Source organism: Streptomyces sp. NPDC047061, from assembly GCF_040643955.1.
Lineage (GTDB): Bacteria > Actinomycetota > Actinomycetes > Streptomycetales > Streptomycetaceae > Streptomyces.
Map to the genome: position 1 here is coordinate 133,882 of NZ_JBEYVI010000001.1, position 16,265 is coordinate 150,146.

At 68.4% G+C, this 16,265-nt stretch carries 15 protein-coding genes; 5 read left to right on the plus strand and 10 right to left on the minus strand.

Annotated features, from left to right (window positions below; genetic code table 11):
* Nucleotides 1-21 precede the first annotated feature (21 nt).
* Nucleotides 22-525, minus strand: a complete 504-nt coding sequence (locus tag ABZ887_RS00565; protein ID WP_361281283.1) for a flavin reductase family protein — start codon at nucleotides 523-525, stop codon at nucleotides 22-24.
* A gap of 182 nt (nucleotides 526-707) precedes the next feature.
* On the opposite strand from ABZ887_RS00565, the gene ABZ887_RS00570 reads away from it, so the two are divergent.
* Entirely contained in the window at nucleotides 708-1,247 is a 540-nt protein-coding gene (locus tag ABZ887_RS00570) for a MarR family transcriptional regulator (RefSeq protein WP_361281286.1), read from the plus strand.
* Between the two features lie 15 nt (nucleotides 1,248-1,262).
* On the opposite strand, the gene ABZ887_RS00575 is transcribed toward ABZ887_RS00570, so the two are convergent.
* From ABZ887_RS00575 to ABZ887_RS00605, 7 genes are all read right to left on the minus strand, one after another.
* The gene (locus ABZ887_RS00575; RefSeq protein WP_361281288.1) at nucleotides 1,263-2,675 is read right to left on the minus strand and encodes an amidase; all 1,413 of its coding nucleotides are present in this window, start codon (nucleotides 2,673-2,675) and stop codon (nucleotides 1,263-1,265) included.
* A gap of 13 nt (nucleotides 2,676-2,688) precedes the next feature.
* Nucleotides 2,689-3,027, minus strand: coding sequence for a hypothetical protein (locus ABZ887_RS00580; RefSeq protein WP_361281290.1), 339 nt, complete (start codon nucleotides 3,025-3,027; stop codon nucleotides 2,689-2,691).
* A 4-nt stretch (nucleotides 3,028-3,031) separates the two neighbouring features.
* Nucleotides 3,032-3,622 carry a hypothetical protein gene (locus tag ABZ887_RS00585; RefSeq protein ID WP_361281292.1) on the minus strand — a complete coding sequence of 197 codons (591 nt, stop codon included), beginning with the start codon at nucleotides 3,620-3,622 and terminating at the stop codon, nucleotides 3,032-3,034.
* Nucleotides 3,623-3,732: 110 nt separating this feature from the next.
* On the minus strand, nucleotides 3,733-4,464 hold the full coding sequence (locus ABZ887_RS00590) for a helix-turn-helix transcriptional regulator (protein WP_361281294.1): 732 nt from the start codon (nucleotides 4,462-4,464) through the stop codon (nucleotides 3,733-3,735).
* Nucleotides 4,465-4,575: 111 nt separating this feature from the next.
* On the minus strand, nucleotides 4,576-6,336 hold the full coding sequence (locus ABZ887_RS00595; RefSeq protein WP_361281296.1) for an acyclic terpene utilization AtuA family protein: 1,761 nt from the start codon (nucleotides 6,334-6,336) through the stop codon (nucleotides 4,576-4,578).
* A gap of 84 nt (nucleotides 6,337-6,420) precedes the next feature.
* A complete protein-coding gene (locus ABZ887_RS00600; protein ID WP_361281298.1) occupies nucleotides 6,421-7,860 on the minus strand; it encodes an APC family permease in 1,440 nt (479 codons plus the stop codon).
* Nucleotides 7,861-7,977: 117 nt separating this feature from the next.
* Nucleotides 7,978-8,610 (minus strand): NAD(P)H-binding protein, encoded by a 633-nt coding sequence (locus ABZ887_RS00605; protein WP_361281300.1) that lies wholly within the window; start codon nucleotides 8,608-8,610, stop codon nucleotides 7,978-7,980.
* Nucleotides 8,611-8,842: 232 nt separating this feature from the next.
* Here ABZ887_RS00605 and ABZ887_RS00610 point away from each other — a divergent pair, with 232 nt between their 5' ends.
* The 3 genes from ABZ887_RS00610 (at nucleotide 8,843) to bioB (ending at nucleotide 11,905) form a co-directional block, all read left to right on the plus strand.
* Nucleotides 8,843-9,679, plus strand: coding sequence for a mycofactocin-coupled SDR family oxidoreductase (locus tag ABZ887_RS00610; RefSeq protein WP_361281302.1), 837 nt, complete (start codon nucleotides 8,843-8,845; stop codon nucleotides 9,677-9,679).
* Nucleotides 9,680-9,717: 38 nt separating this feature from the next.
* Complete coding sequence (locus ABZ887_RS00615; protein ID WP_361281304.1) at nucleotides 9,718-10,560, plus strand: mycofactocin-coupled SDR family oxidoreductase; 843 nt, start codon at nucleotides 9,718-9,720, stop codon at nucleotides 10,558-10,560.
* A 139-nt stretch (nucleotides 10,561-10,699) separates the two neighbouring features.
* Nucleotides 10,700-11,905 carry a biotin synthase BioB gene (bioB, locus tag ABZ887_RS00620; RefSeq protein ID WP_361282396.1) on the plus strand — a complete coding sequence of 402 codons (1,206 nt, stop codon included), beginning with the start codon at nucleotides 10,700-10,702 and terminating at the stop codon, nucleotides 11,903-11,905.
* An 18-nt stretch (nucleotides 11,906-11,923) separates the two neighbouring features.
* Here bioB and ABZ887_RS00625 read toward each other — a convergent pair whose 3' ends face one another.
* Nucleotides 11,924-13,183 carry a cytochrome P450 gene (locus tag ABZ887_RS00625; RefSeq protein ID WP_361281306.1) on the minus strand — a complete coding sequence of 420 codons (1,260 nt, stop codon included), beginning with the start codon at nucleotides 13,181-13,183 and terminating at the stop codon, nucleotides 11,924-11,926.
* 91 nt (nucleotides 13,184-13,274) lie between these two features.
* On the opposite strand from ABZ887_RS00625, the gene ABZ887_RS00630 reads away from it, so the two are divergent.
* Nucleotides 13,275-15,710: a SpoIIE family protein phosphatase gene (locus tag ABZ887_RS00630; protein WP_361281309.1), complete on the plus strand. Its 2,436-nt coding sequence runs from the start codon at nucleotides 13,275-13,277 to the stop codon at nucleotides 15,708-15,710.
* A 25-nt stretch (nucleotides 15,711-15,735) separates the two neighbouring features.
* Here ABZ887_RS00630 and ABZ887_RS00635 read toward each other — a convergent pair whose 3' ends face one another.
* Nucleotides 15,736-16,107 carry a helix-turn-helix domain-containing protein gene (locus ABZ887_RS00635; protein ID WP_361281311.1) on the minus strand — a complete coding sequence of 124 codons (372 nt, stop codon included), beginning with the start codon at nucleotides 16,105-16,107 and terminating at the stop codon, nucleotides 15,736-15,738.
* Nucleotides 16,108-16,265 lie beyond the last annotated feature (158 nt).

Consider the following 16,265-nt stretch of genomic DNA (forward strand, 5'->3'; position numbering starts at 1 on the left):
AGCGGGAGATGAGAGTGGGGATCAGATGAGGTGTTCGATGCCGTCGGTGGACTCGACGGCGGCGCCGAACCGGCTCCATGCGTAGGTGAGGGCGTCGCCGTCCCGGTGGCCGAGGTCGACGACCTGGCCGAGCACGAGGGTGTGGTCGCCGCCGTCGTACGACCGCCACGGCGCGCACTGGATCCAGGCGAGCGGGTTGTCGAGCCGGGGCACCAGGGCGCCGGGTGTCCAACGGGGATCGGCAGCGCCGGGGGCTCCGGCGAACTGGCGGGCCAGCGCCTCCTGCTCGGCACCGAGGACGTTGACACAGAACGGCCGGTCGACCAGCTGGTCGTGGCTGCGGGCCCGGCGGGCGACGCTGATGAGCACCAGGGCCGGGTCGGCCGACACAGACGTGAACGAGTTCATGGTGGCGCCGCGCGGGCCGTCCTCACCGGCGTAGGTCACGACGGTGACACCGGTCGCGAACCGCGACATGCAGGCGCGCAGGGCGCCGGGGCTGGGAGGGGAGAGGATGTCGGGCATGAGGGTGGCCTGTCCGTAGGGGGAGTACTGGGCAAACCTGCCTGGGTGGCGGCCAAGCAATTAATCAAAGCTTTGATTAATTGGGGACCGTACTCCTGAAGGCGACGTCTGGGAACCCCTGGGCCGAAGAAAAACGAACGAGCGCTCGCTGCTGCGGAGTTCACCGTGCCTACACTCAGGGGGTGCCCCAGGAACAGACCGACGCCGAGCATCTGCACTTCTGGTCGTTCATCGACCACGCCGTTGAGCGGGCCGGCCGGGAACTGCCCGGCGTCGACCCGCTCGCCATGCGGCTCGTGCTCACGCTCCACCGCGCCGCCAACATGCTCGTGTACGACTTGGAGTCGACCGTGCACCGGCCGCGCGGCTGGTCGTGGCCGGGGTTCCGGGTGCTGTTCGCGGTCTGGCTCTCGGGGCCGGTGGAGGCCAAGAAGGTCGCCGAGCTGTCCGGAATGAGCCGGGCTGCGGTGTCGGCGCTCGTGAACACCCTGGAGCGGGACGGCCTGATCAGCAAGGAGCGTGCCCCGTACGACGGACGTGCGCTACAGCTCCGGCTGACGGACGGTGGCCTGGAGGCGATCACGTCGGCCTTCCAGGCGCACAACGAACGTGAACAGGAGTGGGCCGGCTCGCTCAGCGAAGAGGAGCAGCGCATGCTGATCGAGCTTCTGGGCAAGCTGACGACCCACTCCACCCACTTCGACGCCCGGCACCGGGCGTGAGGGTTCTCCTCGGAATCACGGCACCGCAGTGTCGGTGTCGGGGTGCCGCAGGTGCCAGTCGGTGACCTGCTGAAAGTGGTGGCCCGCGGTCAGCAGCCGGGACTCGGCAAGGTGGGGCCCGATGAGCTGCATCGATACCGGGTGTCCCGCTGCGGTAGTGCCGGCCGGGAGTGCCAGTGCGGGCAGCCCGGCGATGTTGGCCGGTGCGGTGAAGCGCAAGAGTCCGGCCGAATCGGTGGTGGCCAGTTCCATGAACTCCGCCCAGGTCGGTGCGACGCACGGGAGCACCGGCGTCAGAACCAGGTCGACGCTTCGGAACGTGGCCGCGAAATCGCGGGCGAAGGCATCGCAAGTGGCTCGGGCCTGGAGCGATACGCGGGCGGGGAGGCCGCGTCCGGCGCCGATGGCGCTCGCCAGGGCATCGCTGTACATCTCGGGATGGGCGTCGAAGTCGCCCCCGTGTACCTGCGCGGTGGCGGTTACGACGATCGGGCCGACCTGTTCGACGGCCTCCTTGTGCAGAGCAGGGAAGGCGATCTCTACGACCTGGGCGCCGAGCCCCTCCAGCGTGCGGACGGCGGCAGTCAGGACAGCGTGCTGTTCGCCGTCCGGGGCCAGCGCGTTGAACGCCTGGTCGACGCCGATCATCAGCCCGTCCAGCGACTCGGTCGCGGTGAGGTCGACGAGGTAGTCCGGTACTGGCTCCGCGAGCGCTGTCGGGTCGTGCTCGTCAGGGCCTGCGACGGCGGCCAGTACGACGGCGAGGTCGGCGACCGTCCGCGCCATCGGGCCGACGGTGTCGAACAGCTCGACGTTCTCGGCGATGCCGAAGCGGCTCACCCGGCCCCGGGTGGGCTTCAGCCCCGACAACCCGTTGCAGGCCGACGGTACGCGGATCGACCCGGCGGTGTCCGAGCCGAGGCTCGCGAAGCACAGCCCGGCCGCCGTCGCCACGCCGGAGCCCGACGAGGACGCCCCTGGCCACAGGTCCGCTCCCCATGGGTTCTGGGGCAGCGGCATGTCAGGATGGTGGTGGAACGAGGCGGCCTCGGTCATGTTGAGCTTGCCGACCAGGACCGCCCCGGCCTCCCGCAGCCTCTGTACGACGGTGGCGTCGTGCCCCGCCCGCCACGTACGCCGGCCGGGCATGCCGTTGCTCGTCGGCGCGTGCTCGGTGTGGCAGACGTCCTTCACCGCCACGGGCACGCCGTGCAGCGGGCCTCGGTAGTGGCCGCCCGAGATCTCTTTGCCGGCGTGCTCGGCCTGTTCCCGGGCGGTTTCGGCCATCACGCTCAGGTAGGCGTAGAGCCGGGGATTGAGCCTGTTCACCTGGTCGAGCGTGGACTCCAACAGTTCGACGGGGGAGACGCGCCGGGCGCGGATGTCGTCGGCCGTCTCGATCAGGGACCGGTAGTGAGCGGGGATCAACGGTGACCGTTCCTTACGCCGTCGCGGACCGGTGACCGGGTTCGAGGATCGTCGCCTCGTCCACGGTGTAGGCGCAGAAGTCGAGCACCTCGTCGTCGAAGCCGTCGTCGGTGTTCGCGAGCAGTTCGAGGAACTGATCCCGGTCGGTCTCGGTCCGGAACCACAGCTCGACGGTCACGTCGTACGGGATGCGCCCGTCGATGGCCCGCAGCGCCCGGTTCATCACGTAGCCGGCGAGCAGGTCACCCGCCACCTCCGCCGTCGTTCCGGCGTGCCCGCGCAGCTGCTGGTTCCAGAAGACGGCCGGGTCGACCGACGGGCGGAGGTTGAACTGACAGATGTTCTTGAGCATGTGATCAGCCCCGTCCGTCGGTGGACCGGATGTCCCAGAGATGCTTGTTCGCCGGCGGCGGCGCGTCCGCGAACCGGATGCCGTGCAGCTCCGCGAGCTGGTCGTTGGCCCAGGTATTGAAGGCGCTCTCGCCGGGTGCGGCGCGATGGCCGTCGCTCCAGGGCTCCCGCCCGATGACGATAGGGATCACGAGATCGGTCTCGCCCTGCTGGATGAAGACGACTTCGCCGTGCCGGGCACGGACCATCTCCAGCATGAGATCGGGCTTTCGCGGCCCGTCGAGCTGCTCGGCGAACGCGGTGAAACGGGAGCACATGCCGGGGCGCAACGGCACCGCGGACACGTAGATGTCGTCGGCCTCCAAGTCGTCCGGGACGGAGGTCCAGGCTCGGGTGGCACGCGGCAGAGGTGTCTCCCCGAGGCTGGAGACCGTGCCGGCCGCCGGTCCGGTCTGGGCGAGGACCAACAGGTCGGCACCGGAGAAGGTCTGGAGGTAGGCCACCTCGCGGTCGATTCCCGTCGGACAGGTTCGCGGCCCGGCGTCGGCGAGTGCCTCGGGCACCTGACCGGCCGGGATTGCGCAGGCGTGGAACACATGAACTCCTGGAGGCAGGGGGCTGGGCGGTTCAGAGAACGTAGCGAGCACCGCGGAGCCGATGAATCCCCACTGTTGGGGAGTGCCGGATGCGCCTCGGAGCTGCCGGGTCAGTCCGTGGCGAAGTGGGCGGAGAGGAACCCGGCCAGTTCGGTCCGGTTGGTGCAGCCGGACTTCTGCATGGCGTTGGTGAGGTGTGTCCTGACCGTGTAGAAGGCGATGCTGAGCGCGCGTGCGATCTCACGGTCAGTGCAGCCTCGCGCCACGAGCTGGGCGACCTGACGCTCACGCGGAGTGAAGTCGGGAAGTTTGACCTGCCGCCGCTGGAAGGCGCCCGTGAGGAAAGGCTGAAGGGTGAGGAGCAGGGTGATCTCCCGTTCCTCGAACTCCGGACTGTCCCGTCTGCGCAGCACGGTCAGTCGGCCGAGTTGTGTACCGTCCTGGGAGACGTAGAGGCCGAGGATCCGGTACAGGCCGTCGGGCGCCAGTACCTCCTTGAAGACCCTGCTGTTCTCGAACTCGCTGGCGGAAACGACTCGTTCCATCGGCGTGGGCCGGTCCAGCTCGCGGATCCGGGGCGCCCAGGTGTCGGTGTACTGGAAGTGCTCCTCGAACTTCTTGATGCTCGCGCTGCTCACGTTGGTGAAGCGCGGCTCGACGAAGCGTGCCTGGGAGTCGTCCCAGGCGAAGCTCACACAGGCATCGGAGCGCAGGAGGCGCAGCACGTCGCCGAGGATGCTCTCCCGTGCGTCGGCGGCGATGTCACGGGTCTGTGCCTTGGCGACGATGCCGGCGAAGAGGGAAAGGTCGTCCGATGTCATGGCGTGGACGAAACCGCTCATCTGGTTTCCTCCGGACGCGGCCCGAGGCCGCCTTTCGGGGGCTGAAAATTAGTACATGGTTTTATTAGTCCCCTTCGTTTGTCAATGGTGCAGACGAGCGGCTGTCATTCCCTACTCGATCAGCACGCTCGGCACGCGTACGGGAAAGCCGGTGAGCTGCTGTCCGTACGTCTTTCCCATGTCGTCGAAGCGTCGCGACGACACCGCGCCGCCGTCCAGGCCGTGGTGGAGCAGGAAGTTCAGCGCGCCGATGCCGGGCATCTCGAAGCGATCCACCCTCGCGGTCGCCGGGTCCGAGAAGACATGCCGGAACCAGGTCTTCACGCTCTCGGTCGTGAGGGCGTGCGCGAGGTAGGGCAGGAACCGCGGATCCCGGGCCACCACCGAGACGTTGGCCATGTCGCCCTTGTCCCCGGAGCGGGTGTAGGCGAGGCGTTCCAGCGGAACGGCCACCCCGTCGGGAGCCTCCAGCGTGGTCAGGGGCGTGTTCGTCCGGACGAGACCATCGTGGAAACCGTCGTGGCGCGGGACCTTGATGGTGGTGGCCTCGCCGTCGACGGTGAGAAGCGGGTCGACCTGGTCCTTGTCGAGCAGGAACGACCACACCCTCATCAGAGGCCGGGCCTCCGCGCTGAGATAGCACGTGCCGGGAGACATCGAGACGTACGTCGCTCCGTGCACCCTGAGGAGCGAGTCGACGGCCTCGCGGTTCGGGTGATCCGCCACCAGCCGGTAGACCACCTCCTGTGGATTCACCGGGCGGGCGTGCGCGCCGAGACTGTCACCGGACCCGATGACCTCCGTGCCCGTCGACGTGAACGGCCCCCAGCCGTTCCGCTCGTTGATGATCTCGGCCCGCGCGATGACCGCGTCCATGGTCTTGCGGGCCTTCTCGTCGGCGTCCTCACCTGCGATGACGTTCGCCAGAACGCCCCGCCAGCCAACGTGCTCGATGGAGCAGACCTTGTACGTCGAGGTCGGGGGGTAGCCCTTGGCCCCGCTGATCCGGATGCGGTCCGGACCGACCTCCTCCAGCGTCACCCGGCTCGAGTCCAGTGTGACGTCCGGGAGGAAGTAGCGCTGAGGGTCCGAGATCTCGTAGGTCAGCTGCTCCGCGATCGTGCCGAACGAGATGCGTCCGCCCGTCCCGGGTGCTTTGGTGATGACGATCCCTCCGTCGTCGTGCACCTCGGCGATCGGGAAACTCGTGTCGGCGAAGTCGATCTCGCGCCAGTCGGTGTGGATACCCCCACTGGGCTGGGCGCCGCACTCCAGCAGATGACCCACGAGGGAGCCGGCGGCCATCAGGTCGTAGTCGTCCAGCGGCCATCCGAACTCGTGCAGCAACGGCCCGAGACTCAGCGCCGAGTCGACGACCCGGCCGGTGATCACGATGTCGGGCTCGCCGGCCAGCACAGCCGCGATGGGTGCGGCTCCGAGGTAGACGTTGCTGCTCACCAACCGGTCGGGCAGTCTCTCGCCGGTGAACATGTCGACCTGCTCGGGGCCCGCGAGGTCAAGTACGTCGTCTCCGTGCACCACGGCGATTCTCGGCGAAAGGCCGATCTCGGCCGCCTGCCGCCGGAACAGTTCCGCGCAGCGCAGGGGGTTCAGCCCGCCGGCGCTGGCGATGATCCTGGTCCCGTTGGCCAGCAGCCGTCCCAGTTCGCCGAGGATGTCCGGCCCCAGGAACCCGGCGGCGTATCCGGCCTCCGGATCCGCTGCCCTCGCGGCGGCCATCTTGGCCAGGCCGTGTTCCATGAGGTAGTCCAGCACGAGGTAGTCGACTTCGCCGTACCGTGCCATCTGCGGCAGGGCCGACGTGACGTCCACGGAGCACCCCGCGGCGATTCTCACCATGCGATTCGGCATGTCTACTCCAGGTCGTGACCCCGCCCGTCCAGGCGGGGCCGAGCAACTCGTCCCGCTTCGGCCGCTCCCGGCCGTCGGCCCCGGTCAGCTCGTCTGGGGCTCCTCGGCGCCGGTGGGTGCAGCGGGTTCGCTGCCCGACGGTGGTGTCTGCGGCTCACTTTCCGAGTCGAGCCGGAAGTGCGTTCTGTGGCGCGGCAGCAGATAGGCCACGTAGTAGACGGCGGCCGCCGCGGCGATGATGCCGACGATCTTCAACGGGGTCGCCGACTGCTGGCTGGCGACCGCCACCATCGCGGCGAGGCCCAGGACCACCCAGAACTGCCAGGCCGGCATCTTCCAGCGGTCGTCCGGGGCGTTCTTCCTGACCCGGATGGCGATCGCGCTCACGGTCATGAGCACGTAGGAGATCAGGAGGACGATCACCAGGATGGTGACCAGGTCGCCGACACCGACGTACACGAGCGGGATCGTGATGGCACCGAACAGGACGGTGGCGATCCACGGGCTCTTGAAGCGTGGGTGCAGCCAGCTGAGCGCGTGGCTGATCGGCGTCGGCCATGCCTTGTCCCGTCCGGAGCTCCAGAGCTGGCGTGAGACGAAGACGACGAACAGCATCGTGGCCTGGGAGATCACGAGGAAGAGGAGGATGTTGACGACCTTGTTCAGCCACGCGCCGCCCAGCTGCCCGATGAAGTCGGCGAGCGGTGTCGCGGACGTGAGGGTCTCCTTGAGCGAAGGCGCGGCGAGGAACACGGCCGTGGTGAAGACCATCAGAATGCCGACGTAGGCGGCGTAGACCCACATCATGATCCGCCCCAGGTGGCGGCGGGCGTTCTCGGACTCCTCCGCGAAGACCACCGCACAACTGAACCCGGCGTAGTTCAGCGCGGCGAAGCCCGTGGCGGCGATGGCCGTCTTGAACGTGATGCTGGTGGCCGAGCCGTCGCTGCCCCAGACATCCGTGGAGAAGAGGCGATCACCGGCCTCGTTCCACTGGCCGTGAACGAGGCCCAGAACGATCACGACCGCGACGAGCCCGATGTCGACGACCAGGGCGATCGTCCCCACCCAGGCGCTCTCCCGGATGTTGAGGAGCCCGAGGACGATACCGAGAGCGATCACGGCGACCGCGACCAGCTCGGGATTCGCACCCGACCACACGGCCTGGGCCGCCATACCGGCACCCAGGCCGGTGATCGGCGCCGTCGCGACCAGCATGGCCATCACCAGGACGAACAGAACGAAGGCGGCACCCTTGTTGAGCGCGCGGCCGACGATCGAGTACTCACCACCGGCCAGCGGCCAAGCGGAGCCGAGCTCTGCGTAGACGAGATAGATGGGGAGCATGACGACCGCCCCTATGGCCATCGCGAGCCACGAGAACCCGCCGTAGATGCCGAACATGATCGGCACATAGACGAAGGCGGTGACCGCCGGGCTCATGTAGCCGAGGACGATCATCAGGAGATTCCAAGGCTTGAGAGCCTTCTCGAGTCTTGGTCCGCTGTCTGCTGCACTGCTCATCGGGGCCACCCTTTCCGTTCCGTCATGCCGACCTGGGTCCGGTCGCGTGGTCAGTGCGATCCAGATGTGTCCCCGTTTCGGGTCAGGTGCTTTCGTTCGCGGTGTGCCGGCAGCGGGTCAGTAGGCGCCGATGACCGAGAAGCGCTCGTTGATGTGCTTGGGCGTCTCGATCTCGTCGAGGAACGCGAGCGCGAAGTCCTGGGCGGACAGCTTCGACTCGCCCTGGGAGTCCTGTCCGAGGACGTCGCCGCCCACGATGTAGGACCCGACCGGCTCCTGCGGGGCATGCGCTCCGTAGACCGACGCGGGGCTGATGTAGAACCAGTAGCCCTCCTCGGAGGCCCGCAGGGCGGCCAGCACCTCCGCGTGCGAGGTCGCTTCGGGCAACGCGATCGGCGGGAAACCCTCGGACTCCAGCACCAGCGGGCCGTCGGCCGAGGTACGCAGAGAGCCCGCGCCGCCCACTATGCCGACGCGGGTGTCCGCAGCGGCTGCCTGCTTGAGGAGTTCGGGCACCGCGTCGATCAGCTTCTTGCCGTCCAGTTCGCGGGCCGGGATGGCGACGATGATGACATCGGCCTGCTCCGCGACCTTCTTCAGGGTCGCCGGGTCATGGAGGTCGCCGGCGGTGACACCGTCGCCCGAGCCGGACCGGGAGAAGGCCAGAACCTGGTGGCCGCGGCCGAGCGCCTCGGCGCGGATCGCGGCACCCGTGTAGCCGTTGGCACCGAAGATCGCGAGCGTGGTCATGTGAGTCCCTTCGTTACGGAGGTTGCGCGACGAAGGTCGCACGGCGGCGGGGTGCCCCGGCATCCCCACCTTTGGGGAGGCGGGACCGACGGCCCGCTGATCAAGGTCAACTTCGCCAATAGTGGGGATGGCGTGTTCCCCGATGACGCTGTGAAGTGGCGGAAGCAGACACGGGCGTGCCCGAGAGAGGTCGGCATACGCCGGAACGCGATGGCGAGGAGACGAGCAATACATGGGACGACTTGACGGCAGGGTCGCCTTTGTCACGGGTGCCGCTCGCGGCATCGGGCGGAGTCAGGCCGTGCGTTTCGCTGAAGAGGGCGCGGACGTGATCCTGGTCGACATCGCGCGCAAGATGGGGAGTCTGCCCTATGACCTCGCCTCGGAGGACGATCTCGACGCGACCGCTCACCAGGTCCGGCAGCTGGGTCGGCGCGCAAGGACGTACACCGCCGATGTGCGGGATGTCGAAGCTCTGAAGGCCGCCGCGGACGACGGAGTGGCGGACCTGGGCCGCCTCGACGTGGTCGCCGCCAGCGCGGGCATCATCAGCTACGGCACCGTGGTCGAACTGCCCGAGGAGCAGTGGCGGCAAGCGATGGACGTCAACCTGACGGGCGCGTGGAACACGATGCGCGCGACGGTGCCGCATGTGCGGAACGGTGGTCGGGGCGGTTCGGTGGTCCTGACCGGTTCGGTGTCGGGGCTTCGGGCCTATCCGGATCATCCGCACTACGTCGCGTCCAAGCACGGACTCATGGGTCTCGCCCGTGCGACGGCGCTGGAACTCGGCCCGGAGTCCATCCGGGTCAACGTGGTCAACCCGGGCGGCGTCGCGACCGAGATGATCCACAACGCGCAGACGTTCGCCCTCTTCGCACCCGATGTTCCCGAGGACGAGCGAGATGAGGCGACCCTCGCGCCTTCCTTCCAGGAAGGAAACGCGCTGCCGGTGCCGTGGGTGGAACCGGTCGACGTCGCCAACGCGACGCTCTTCCTCGTCTCTGACGAGGCGCGCTACATCACCGGGATCGCGTTGCCGGTCGACGCCGGTGCTCTTCTGAAGTGAGCCGGTGCTCTTCTCAATCGAGGCGGAGGATGGATCAGATGGCAGGTCGTGTCGCAGGGAAGGTAGCCCTCGTCACCGGGGCGGCTCGCGGCCAGGGGCGTGATCAGGCTGTTCGTCTGGCACAGGAAGGTGCCGCGATCATCGCCGTGGACATCGCGCGGACGATCAGCGGGATGGAGGAGTTCTACCAGGGCGCGACGGAGGACGAACTCGCCGAGACGGTCCGGCTGGTCGAAGCGGCCGGGGGAAAGGCGTTCGCGGCACGTGCCGACGTACGGAACTTCGAGGAGATCTCGCGCGCTGTCGACGAAGGCGTCGAGCGGTTCGGACGCCTCGACATCGTTTCGGCGACGGCGGGGATCCTCGTATGGGACCAACCCGCGCATGAACTCTCCGAGGAGCAGTGGGATCGTGTCATGGACACGAACGCCAAGGGCGAGTGGCACACGGCCAAAGCCGCCATCCCCCATCTCCTGCGCCAGGGGAGCGGCGGCTCGATCATCCTGATGAGCTCGACCGCGGGGCACAAGGGAGTGGCCGGCGCGGTCGCGTACGTCGCCAGCAAGCACGCGGTCGTCGGGATCATGCGCTCGCTGGCGTTGGAACTCGCGCCGCATTTCATCCGGGTCAACACGGTGCACCCGACGGGCGTGCCCACACCGATGATCCACAACGACCGGATGTACAGGTCGATGCGGCCCGACATCGAGAACGCGACCCTGGAAGACTCGAAGGAGCTGGAAGCCGAGGGCAACGCGATTCCGGTGCCGTGGGTCGAGTTGGAGGACATCTCGAACGCGGTGCTGTTCCTGGCCTCAGACGAGTCGCGCTACATCACCGGCACCGAGCTGAAGGTGGATGCCGGGTTCACCATCAAGTGAGGCCGATCGCTAGCCGCCCGGGTCAAGGGCGGCTGTGACCTTCGCCATCTATAGCGACCTTCGCCATCTATAGCGACCTTCGCCATCTATAGCATGCGAGCGCTTGTTCGTTAAAGTGCCGGGTATGACTCCCCAAGTGATGGACCTGCTGAACACGTTGGTGGACAAGGGGCTTCGGCGCGAGCTGCCGACCCGCGAGGAGGCGTTGGCCGTGCTGGCCACTTCCGACGACGACCTGCTCGACGTGGTGGCCGCGGCCGGCAAGGTGCGCCGCCACTGGTTCGGACGGCGGGTGAAACTCAACTACCTGGTCAACCTGAAGTCCGGGCTGTGCCCGGAGGACTGCTCCTACTGCTCCCAGCGGCTTGGCTCGACGACCGGCATTCTGAAGTACACCTGGCTGAAGCCCGATGAGGCCTCCCAGGCAGCGGCCGCCGGTCTGGCCGGTGGTGCCAAGCGGGTCTGCCTGGTCGCCTCCGGGCGCGGCCCGACTGACAAAGACGTGGACCGGGTCGCGGGCACCATCAAGGCGATCAAGGAGCAGAACGAGGGCGTCGAGGTGTGCGCCTGTCTCGGCCTGCTCTCCGACGGCCAGGCGGAGCGGCTGCGTGAGGCGGGCGCGGACGCCTACAACCACAACCTGAACATGTCGGAGTCGACCTACGGCGACATCACGACCACGCACACCTATGCGGACCGCGTCGACACCGTGACCAAGGCGCACGCGGCGGGTCTGTCGGCCTGCTCGGGTCTGATCGCGGGCATGGGCGAGTCGGACGAGGACCTGGTCGACGTCGTCTACTCGCTGCGCGAGCTGGACCCCGACTCGGTTCCGGTCAACTTCCTGATCCCGGTCGAGGGCACCCCGCTGGCCACGGAGTGGAACCTCACCCCGCAGCGCTGCCTGCGCATCCTGGCGATGGTCCGCTTCGTCTGCCCGGACGTGGAGGTCCGCATCGCGGGCGGCCGCGAGGTCCATCTGCGCACCATGCAGCCGCTCGCCCTCAACCTCGCCAACTCGATCTTCCTGGGCGACTACCTCACCACCGAGGGCCAGGCCGGCAAGGCCGACCTGGAAATGATCGCGGACGCCGGGTTCGAGGTGGAGGGCGCGGGGGAGGTGACTCTGCCGGCCCATCGGGCGGACGTGGCGGCGGCCGGGGGCAGCTGCGGGCCCCATGCCGACACAGGCTGCGGCTCGCACGAAGGCGCCGGGTGCAGGTCGCACGAGGGCGGTGGTGTCTGCGGTACGGCCGCTGCCGCGCCGGCGGTGAACGAGCCCCGGACCGACCTGGTCGCCGTACGCCGTCGAGGGGCCGGAACGGACCTCGCGCCGAACGCCTGAGGCGTCGCCGCGCCCAGGTCACCCGAGGTGAACCAGCAGCCTCCTGGGCGCGCGGAACGACAGCAGATCGAGCATCGGAGGCTTCTGCCCGGGGACCAGGGCCAACTCGGGTATGAGGCTTGCGGCTGTCCGAAGCGCGACGGCAGTCTCCGTGCGCGCCAGCAGTGCGCCGGGGCACCGATGCCGGCCCACTCCGAACGACAGGTGCAGACGCGTGTTCTCCCGGTGAGGGCACAGCCGCTCCGGTTCGGGGAAGACCTCGGTGTCCGAGCCCGTACCCATGAGCAGGAGGAGCAACTGGGCCCCGGCAGGCACGGTCACTCCGCCGATCTCCGCGTCCCGGGCCGCTGTACGCCGCCAGCTGGTGACGGACGGCTCACGGCGCAGCACCTCCTCGGACCACTTCTCGGCGAATCCTGCCTCGCTCGCCGCACATGCCCAGGCCCGGCCGTCCTCGAGCGCTCGGCGAAGCGTGGTCGCGATCAGCTGACCGGTGGTGGAGTGCCCCGCCACGAAGACGAAGAAGCACACCGACACGGCGGTCGCGGTGTCCAGGAGCGTCCCGTCCGGCACACGATGTTGCTGCAGGGCTTGGATGAGGCTGCCTGCCTCGGCCGGCCCGTTGATCCGCGCGGAGAGCCACGTGTGAAAGGCGACCGCCTGGTCTGCGAGGTACAGCTGCCGCTCGGGCGAGGGGCGGCCCCAGAACAGTTCGAGCGCGGCCTCGCTCCAGTCCGCGAGGGTTTCTACGTCCACACCCCTGATGCCCAACAGATCCATGAGTACCTGGCAGGGCAGGACCCGGGTGAAGGATCTGACCAGGTCGCACTGCTCGCCCGCTGCCACCTGCTCACGCACGCCGAGCGCCAGCTGCCGGGCCCTCCGTTCTATGAGCGGGACCGCGGCGGCGACCCGGCGGGCGTCAAGGAAACGGGACACGAGCGAGCGTAGGCCCTGATGGGTGGGGCCGCCGTTGTTGGCCAGGGCCGGCGGCAGAGCGAAACGGGCGCGGGCGAGTGAGCGCAGCGCGGGCCGGGCCAGCGGAGTGGCTGCCCGCTGAGCGTTGTCCGGCAGGAAGGTCCGCGGATCCAGGAGCACGGTTCGGACGTCCCGGTGGCGGCTCACCAACCACAGATCCGTGTTCGGGTCATGGTGAACGGGGGACGACCGACGCAGGGCCTCCAGCGCGGGGTACGGGTCGAGGGCGAAGGGCTGCCCGAAGAGGTTGAGCCCCGTCAGTGCCGCGGAGGCCTCGGTCGTTCGGTTCGTTCTGTGCATACGCTGACTGCCTTCCGTGGGCCCGCACTGTAACAAACAAACGCTCGTGCGTATGATGGGGGTCGAGCTGCTTCCTGGACCGGGGTTGAGAATGGACAAGCCGGGCACCACGCTGAAGGTTATGGACGCGCAGAGCGCGGCCTCGTGGGACGAGGCCGGCCGACAGGAAGAAGCTGCGTTCTTCGCGGTGGACGAGCAAGGGCGGATCACGGCGTGGAGCATCGGTGCCGAAGGGATGCTGGGCTACAGCACCGCCGAGGCGATGGGGCGCCGCGCGGCCGAGCTGCTGGCGTCGGACGTGATCGACTCGCCGGCCGGGGGCGACTGGAAGGGAATGCTGTCCGTTTGTCTTCGAGGCGGCCTTCATGCGGAGGTCTCCGCTGCCGCGCATGAGACCGATATCGGGACGTGGGAGTGGCTGCTGACCGCGCGGTCTCCTGAGCGGCTCTCTCCGGACACCGAGGACCAGGCATTGTCCGACTGGCTTCTGTCCCAGTCCCCGGTCGCCCTGACCGTGTATGACTCCGAGCTCCGGTGCGTGCTCCAGAACGCGGCGATGCGGCGTCTGACCGGCATGAGAGACGAGGAACGCCTCGGTCGCGGACTGGTCGCGGTGCTGAACAGCACCGACCTCCCGGAGTGCGAGGCACGGATGCGCAGAGTGTTGGCGACCGGCCGGGCAGAAGTCGATTTCGTCGTCACGGGGCGCATCCCCGCGGATCCTGACCACGACCGCGTCTTCTCGGTCTCCGTCTCGCCTGTCCCGGATCGCCACGGCCGGATTCTGGGTGTGTGCACGACGGTGGTCGACATCACCGAGCAGCGTCGGAGCCGGGAGCGGTTGGCGTTGCTGAACGAGGCCAGCACCTACATCGGCAGCACACTGGATGTGCCACACACCGCACAGGAGCTGACCGATCTGGCCGTTCCCCGGCTCGCCGACTTCGCGACCGTCGATCTGCTGGAACCACTGCTGAGCGGTGAGGAACCGGAACCCGGACCCGTCACCGGCGACGCGGTGCTGCGCCGGGTAGCGCAGCAGTCCGTGGTCGCGGGGGCGCCTGAATCGGTGACCGAGGTGGGTGACGTCGATGTCTATCCCGCGAACTCGCCACCGGCCCGTTGTCTGGCCGTCGGGCGGCCCGAACTGCACAGCGGGATGGACACGGCCATCAGAGGTTGGCTGGCGGACGATCCCGCCCGCGCAGAGAAGGTCCGGACGTTCGGATTCCATTCGTGGCTCATCGTGCCAGTGACGGCCCGCGGTACGACGCTCGGTGTGGTGTTCTTCGGCCGGTGGCGTCGTGCCGAGCCCTTCGACCAGGACGACGTCACGCTCGCGGAAGAGCTGGTGGCGCGGGCGGCCGTCTGCCTGGACAACGCGCGACGGTTCACGCGGGAGCGGGCCGCCGCGCATGCCCTGCAACGCAGTCTTCTGCCCCGCAAGCTGCCGCAACCGTCCGCTGTGGAAGTCGCCTCCAGCTATCTCCCGGCCAATCCCCGGCTCGGTGTCGGCGGCGACTGGTACGACGTGATCCCGCTGTCCGGGGCCAGGGTCGCTCTCGTGGTCGGGAACGCGGCCGGTCCCGGCCTGCAGGCCGCGGCCACCATGGGGCAGTTGCGCTCCGCGGTGCGGACTCTCGCGGATGTCGACCTCGCCCCCGACGAACTCCTGACCCAACTCGACGACCTTGTGCTCCGGCTCTCCGCAGAGTCCGGGACGTATGACACCGCGGACGGAACGGCAGCTGAGTCGGGCGCCACCTGTCTGTACGCGGTCTACGACCCTCTTTCGGGCCGCTGCTCCCTCGCCCGCGCCGGACACCCGGCCCCGGTGGCGGTCGAGCCGGACGGCACCACCGTGTCGCTGGCACCACCGGCCGGGCCACGGCTCGGCCAAGGCGGCCTGCCCTTCGAGACGATGGACGTGGAGGTGCCGGAAGGCAGCGTCCTCGCCCTCTTCACCGAGGGGCTTCTCGGGTCCGGAACACATGAAACCGAGGGCGTGATCCAAGCCTTGGGACGTGCCTTGGCCCCTCCGGCCGACTCGCTCCCGGCCCGCTGCGACCACGTCATCGGAACCATGCTTCCGAATGGCCCGGGCCCTGACGGCGCCGCTCTGCTGCTGGTCGGCACGCATCGGCTCGGCTCCGACAGGGTCGCCTCCTGGGACGTGCCCGCTGATCCGGCCGAGGTGGCAGGCGTTCGGGCCGCGGCCTCGCACCGGCTTGAGGAGTGGGGGCTGGAGGAGAGCGCCTTCGTGACGGAGCTCGTCGTCAGCGAGCTGGTCACCAACGCCATCCGCTACGGCGTGCCCCCGATCCGGCTACGTCTCATCCGCGATCGCACGCTGATCTGCGAGGTCTCGGACGGCAGCAGCACAGCGCCACACCTGCGCCGGGCCCGCGTCTTCGACGAAGGCGGTCGAGGTCTGCTGCTGGTGGCCCAGCTCACCGATCGCTGGGGGAGTCGCCAGCACGCCAGGGGCAAGACCATCTGGTGCGAGCAGACACTGGCCGGAGGCTGAGACCGTGGCCGATTCCTCGAACCGGTCAGCTGCCGGTCAGGCGCAGCCACTGATCGCGCGCCCCCTGTATCGCGCTGTCCAGCAAGCCGGGAAACAGCTCCCGCAGGTCGTCCGAGCGCAGGGAGTTCATCCTGGACGTGCCCTGAGGGTACTGATGGATCACGCCGGCCTCCCGCAGCACACGGAAGTGGTAGGTGCACGTCGACTTCGACACCGGAAGCTCGAACGCCAGGCAGTTCAGATCGGTCGCTGCGGCAGCGAGTTCGGTGACGACACGCAGCCTGATGGGGTCGGACAAGGCGTGCAGCACCCGCTCAACCCGGATCTCGTCACGCGTCGGTTCGGGTAGCCGGGAAGTGGCGTTCGTGGGGCTGGGCCGTTTCGTCGTAGCGGGCATCGCTCCATTGTATGAGGAAGATCGTAGTTCGATATTTCTCGTGGTACGTTATTTCTCGTACCAAGAGGGCGCCGAGGAAGACGTACGCATGCCGGCGGCCCCGGTCACATCACGCATCCGCGCTTGTCGCACTGTGCTCTTGTCGAGCCCCCCACCTG

What these genes read in the sequence shown, in the direction of transcription:
- ABZ887_RS00565 (WP_361281283.1), bottom strand. Translation starts at nt 525, where the DNA reads ATGCCCGACATCCTCTCCCCTCCCAGCCCCGGCGCCCTGCGCGCCTGC.
- ABZ887_RS00580 (WP_361281290.1), bottom strand. Translation starts at nt 3,027, where the DNA reads ATGCTCAAGAACATCTGTCAGTTCAACCTCCGCCCGTCGGTCGACCCG.
- ABZ887_RS00590 (WP_361281294.1), bottom strand. Translation starts at nt 4,464, where the DNA reads ATGAGCGGTTTCGTCCACGCCATGACATCGGACGACCTTTCCCTCTTC.
- ABZ887_RS00595 (WP_361281296.1), bottom strand. Translation starts at nt 6,336, where the DNA reads ATGCCGAATCGCATGGTGAGAATCGCCGCGGGGTGCTCCGTGGACGTC.
- ABZ887_RS00600 (WP_361281298.1), bottom strand. Translation starts at nt 7,860, where the DNA reads ATGAGCAGTGCAGCAGACAGCGGACCAAGACTCGAGAAGGCTCTCAAG.
- ABZ887_RS00605 (WP_361281300.1), bottom strand. Translation starts at nt 8,610, where the DNA reads ATGACCACGCTCGCGATCTTCGGTGCCAACGGCTACACGGGTGCCGCG.
- ABZ887_RS00610 (WP_361281302.1), top strand. Translation starts at nt 8,843, where the DNA reads ATGGGACGACTTGACGGCAGGGTCGCCTTTGTCACGGGTGCCGCTCGC.
- ABZ887_RS00615 (WP_361281304.1), top strand. Translation starts at nt 9,718, where the DNA reads ATGGCAGGTCGTGTCGCAGGGAAGGTAGCCCTCGTCACCGGGGCGGCT.
- bioB (WP_361282396.1), top strand. Translation starts at nt 10,700, where the DNA reads ATGGACCTGCTGAACACGTTGGTGGACAAGGGGCTTCGGCGCGAGCTG.
- ABZ887_RS00625 (WP_361281306.1), bottom strand. Translation starts at nt 13,183, where the DNA reads ATGCACAGAACGAACCGAACGACCGAGGCCTCCGCGGCACTGACGGGG.
- ABZ887_RS00630 (WP_361281309.1), top strand. Translation starts at nt 13,275, where the DNA reads ATGGACAAGCCGGGCACCACGCTGAAGGTTATGGACGCGCAGAGCGCG.
- ABZ887_RS00635 (WP_361281311.1), bottom strand. Translation starts at nt 16,107, where the DNA reads ATGCCCGCTACGACGAAACGGCCCAGCCCCACGAACGCCACTTCCCGG.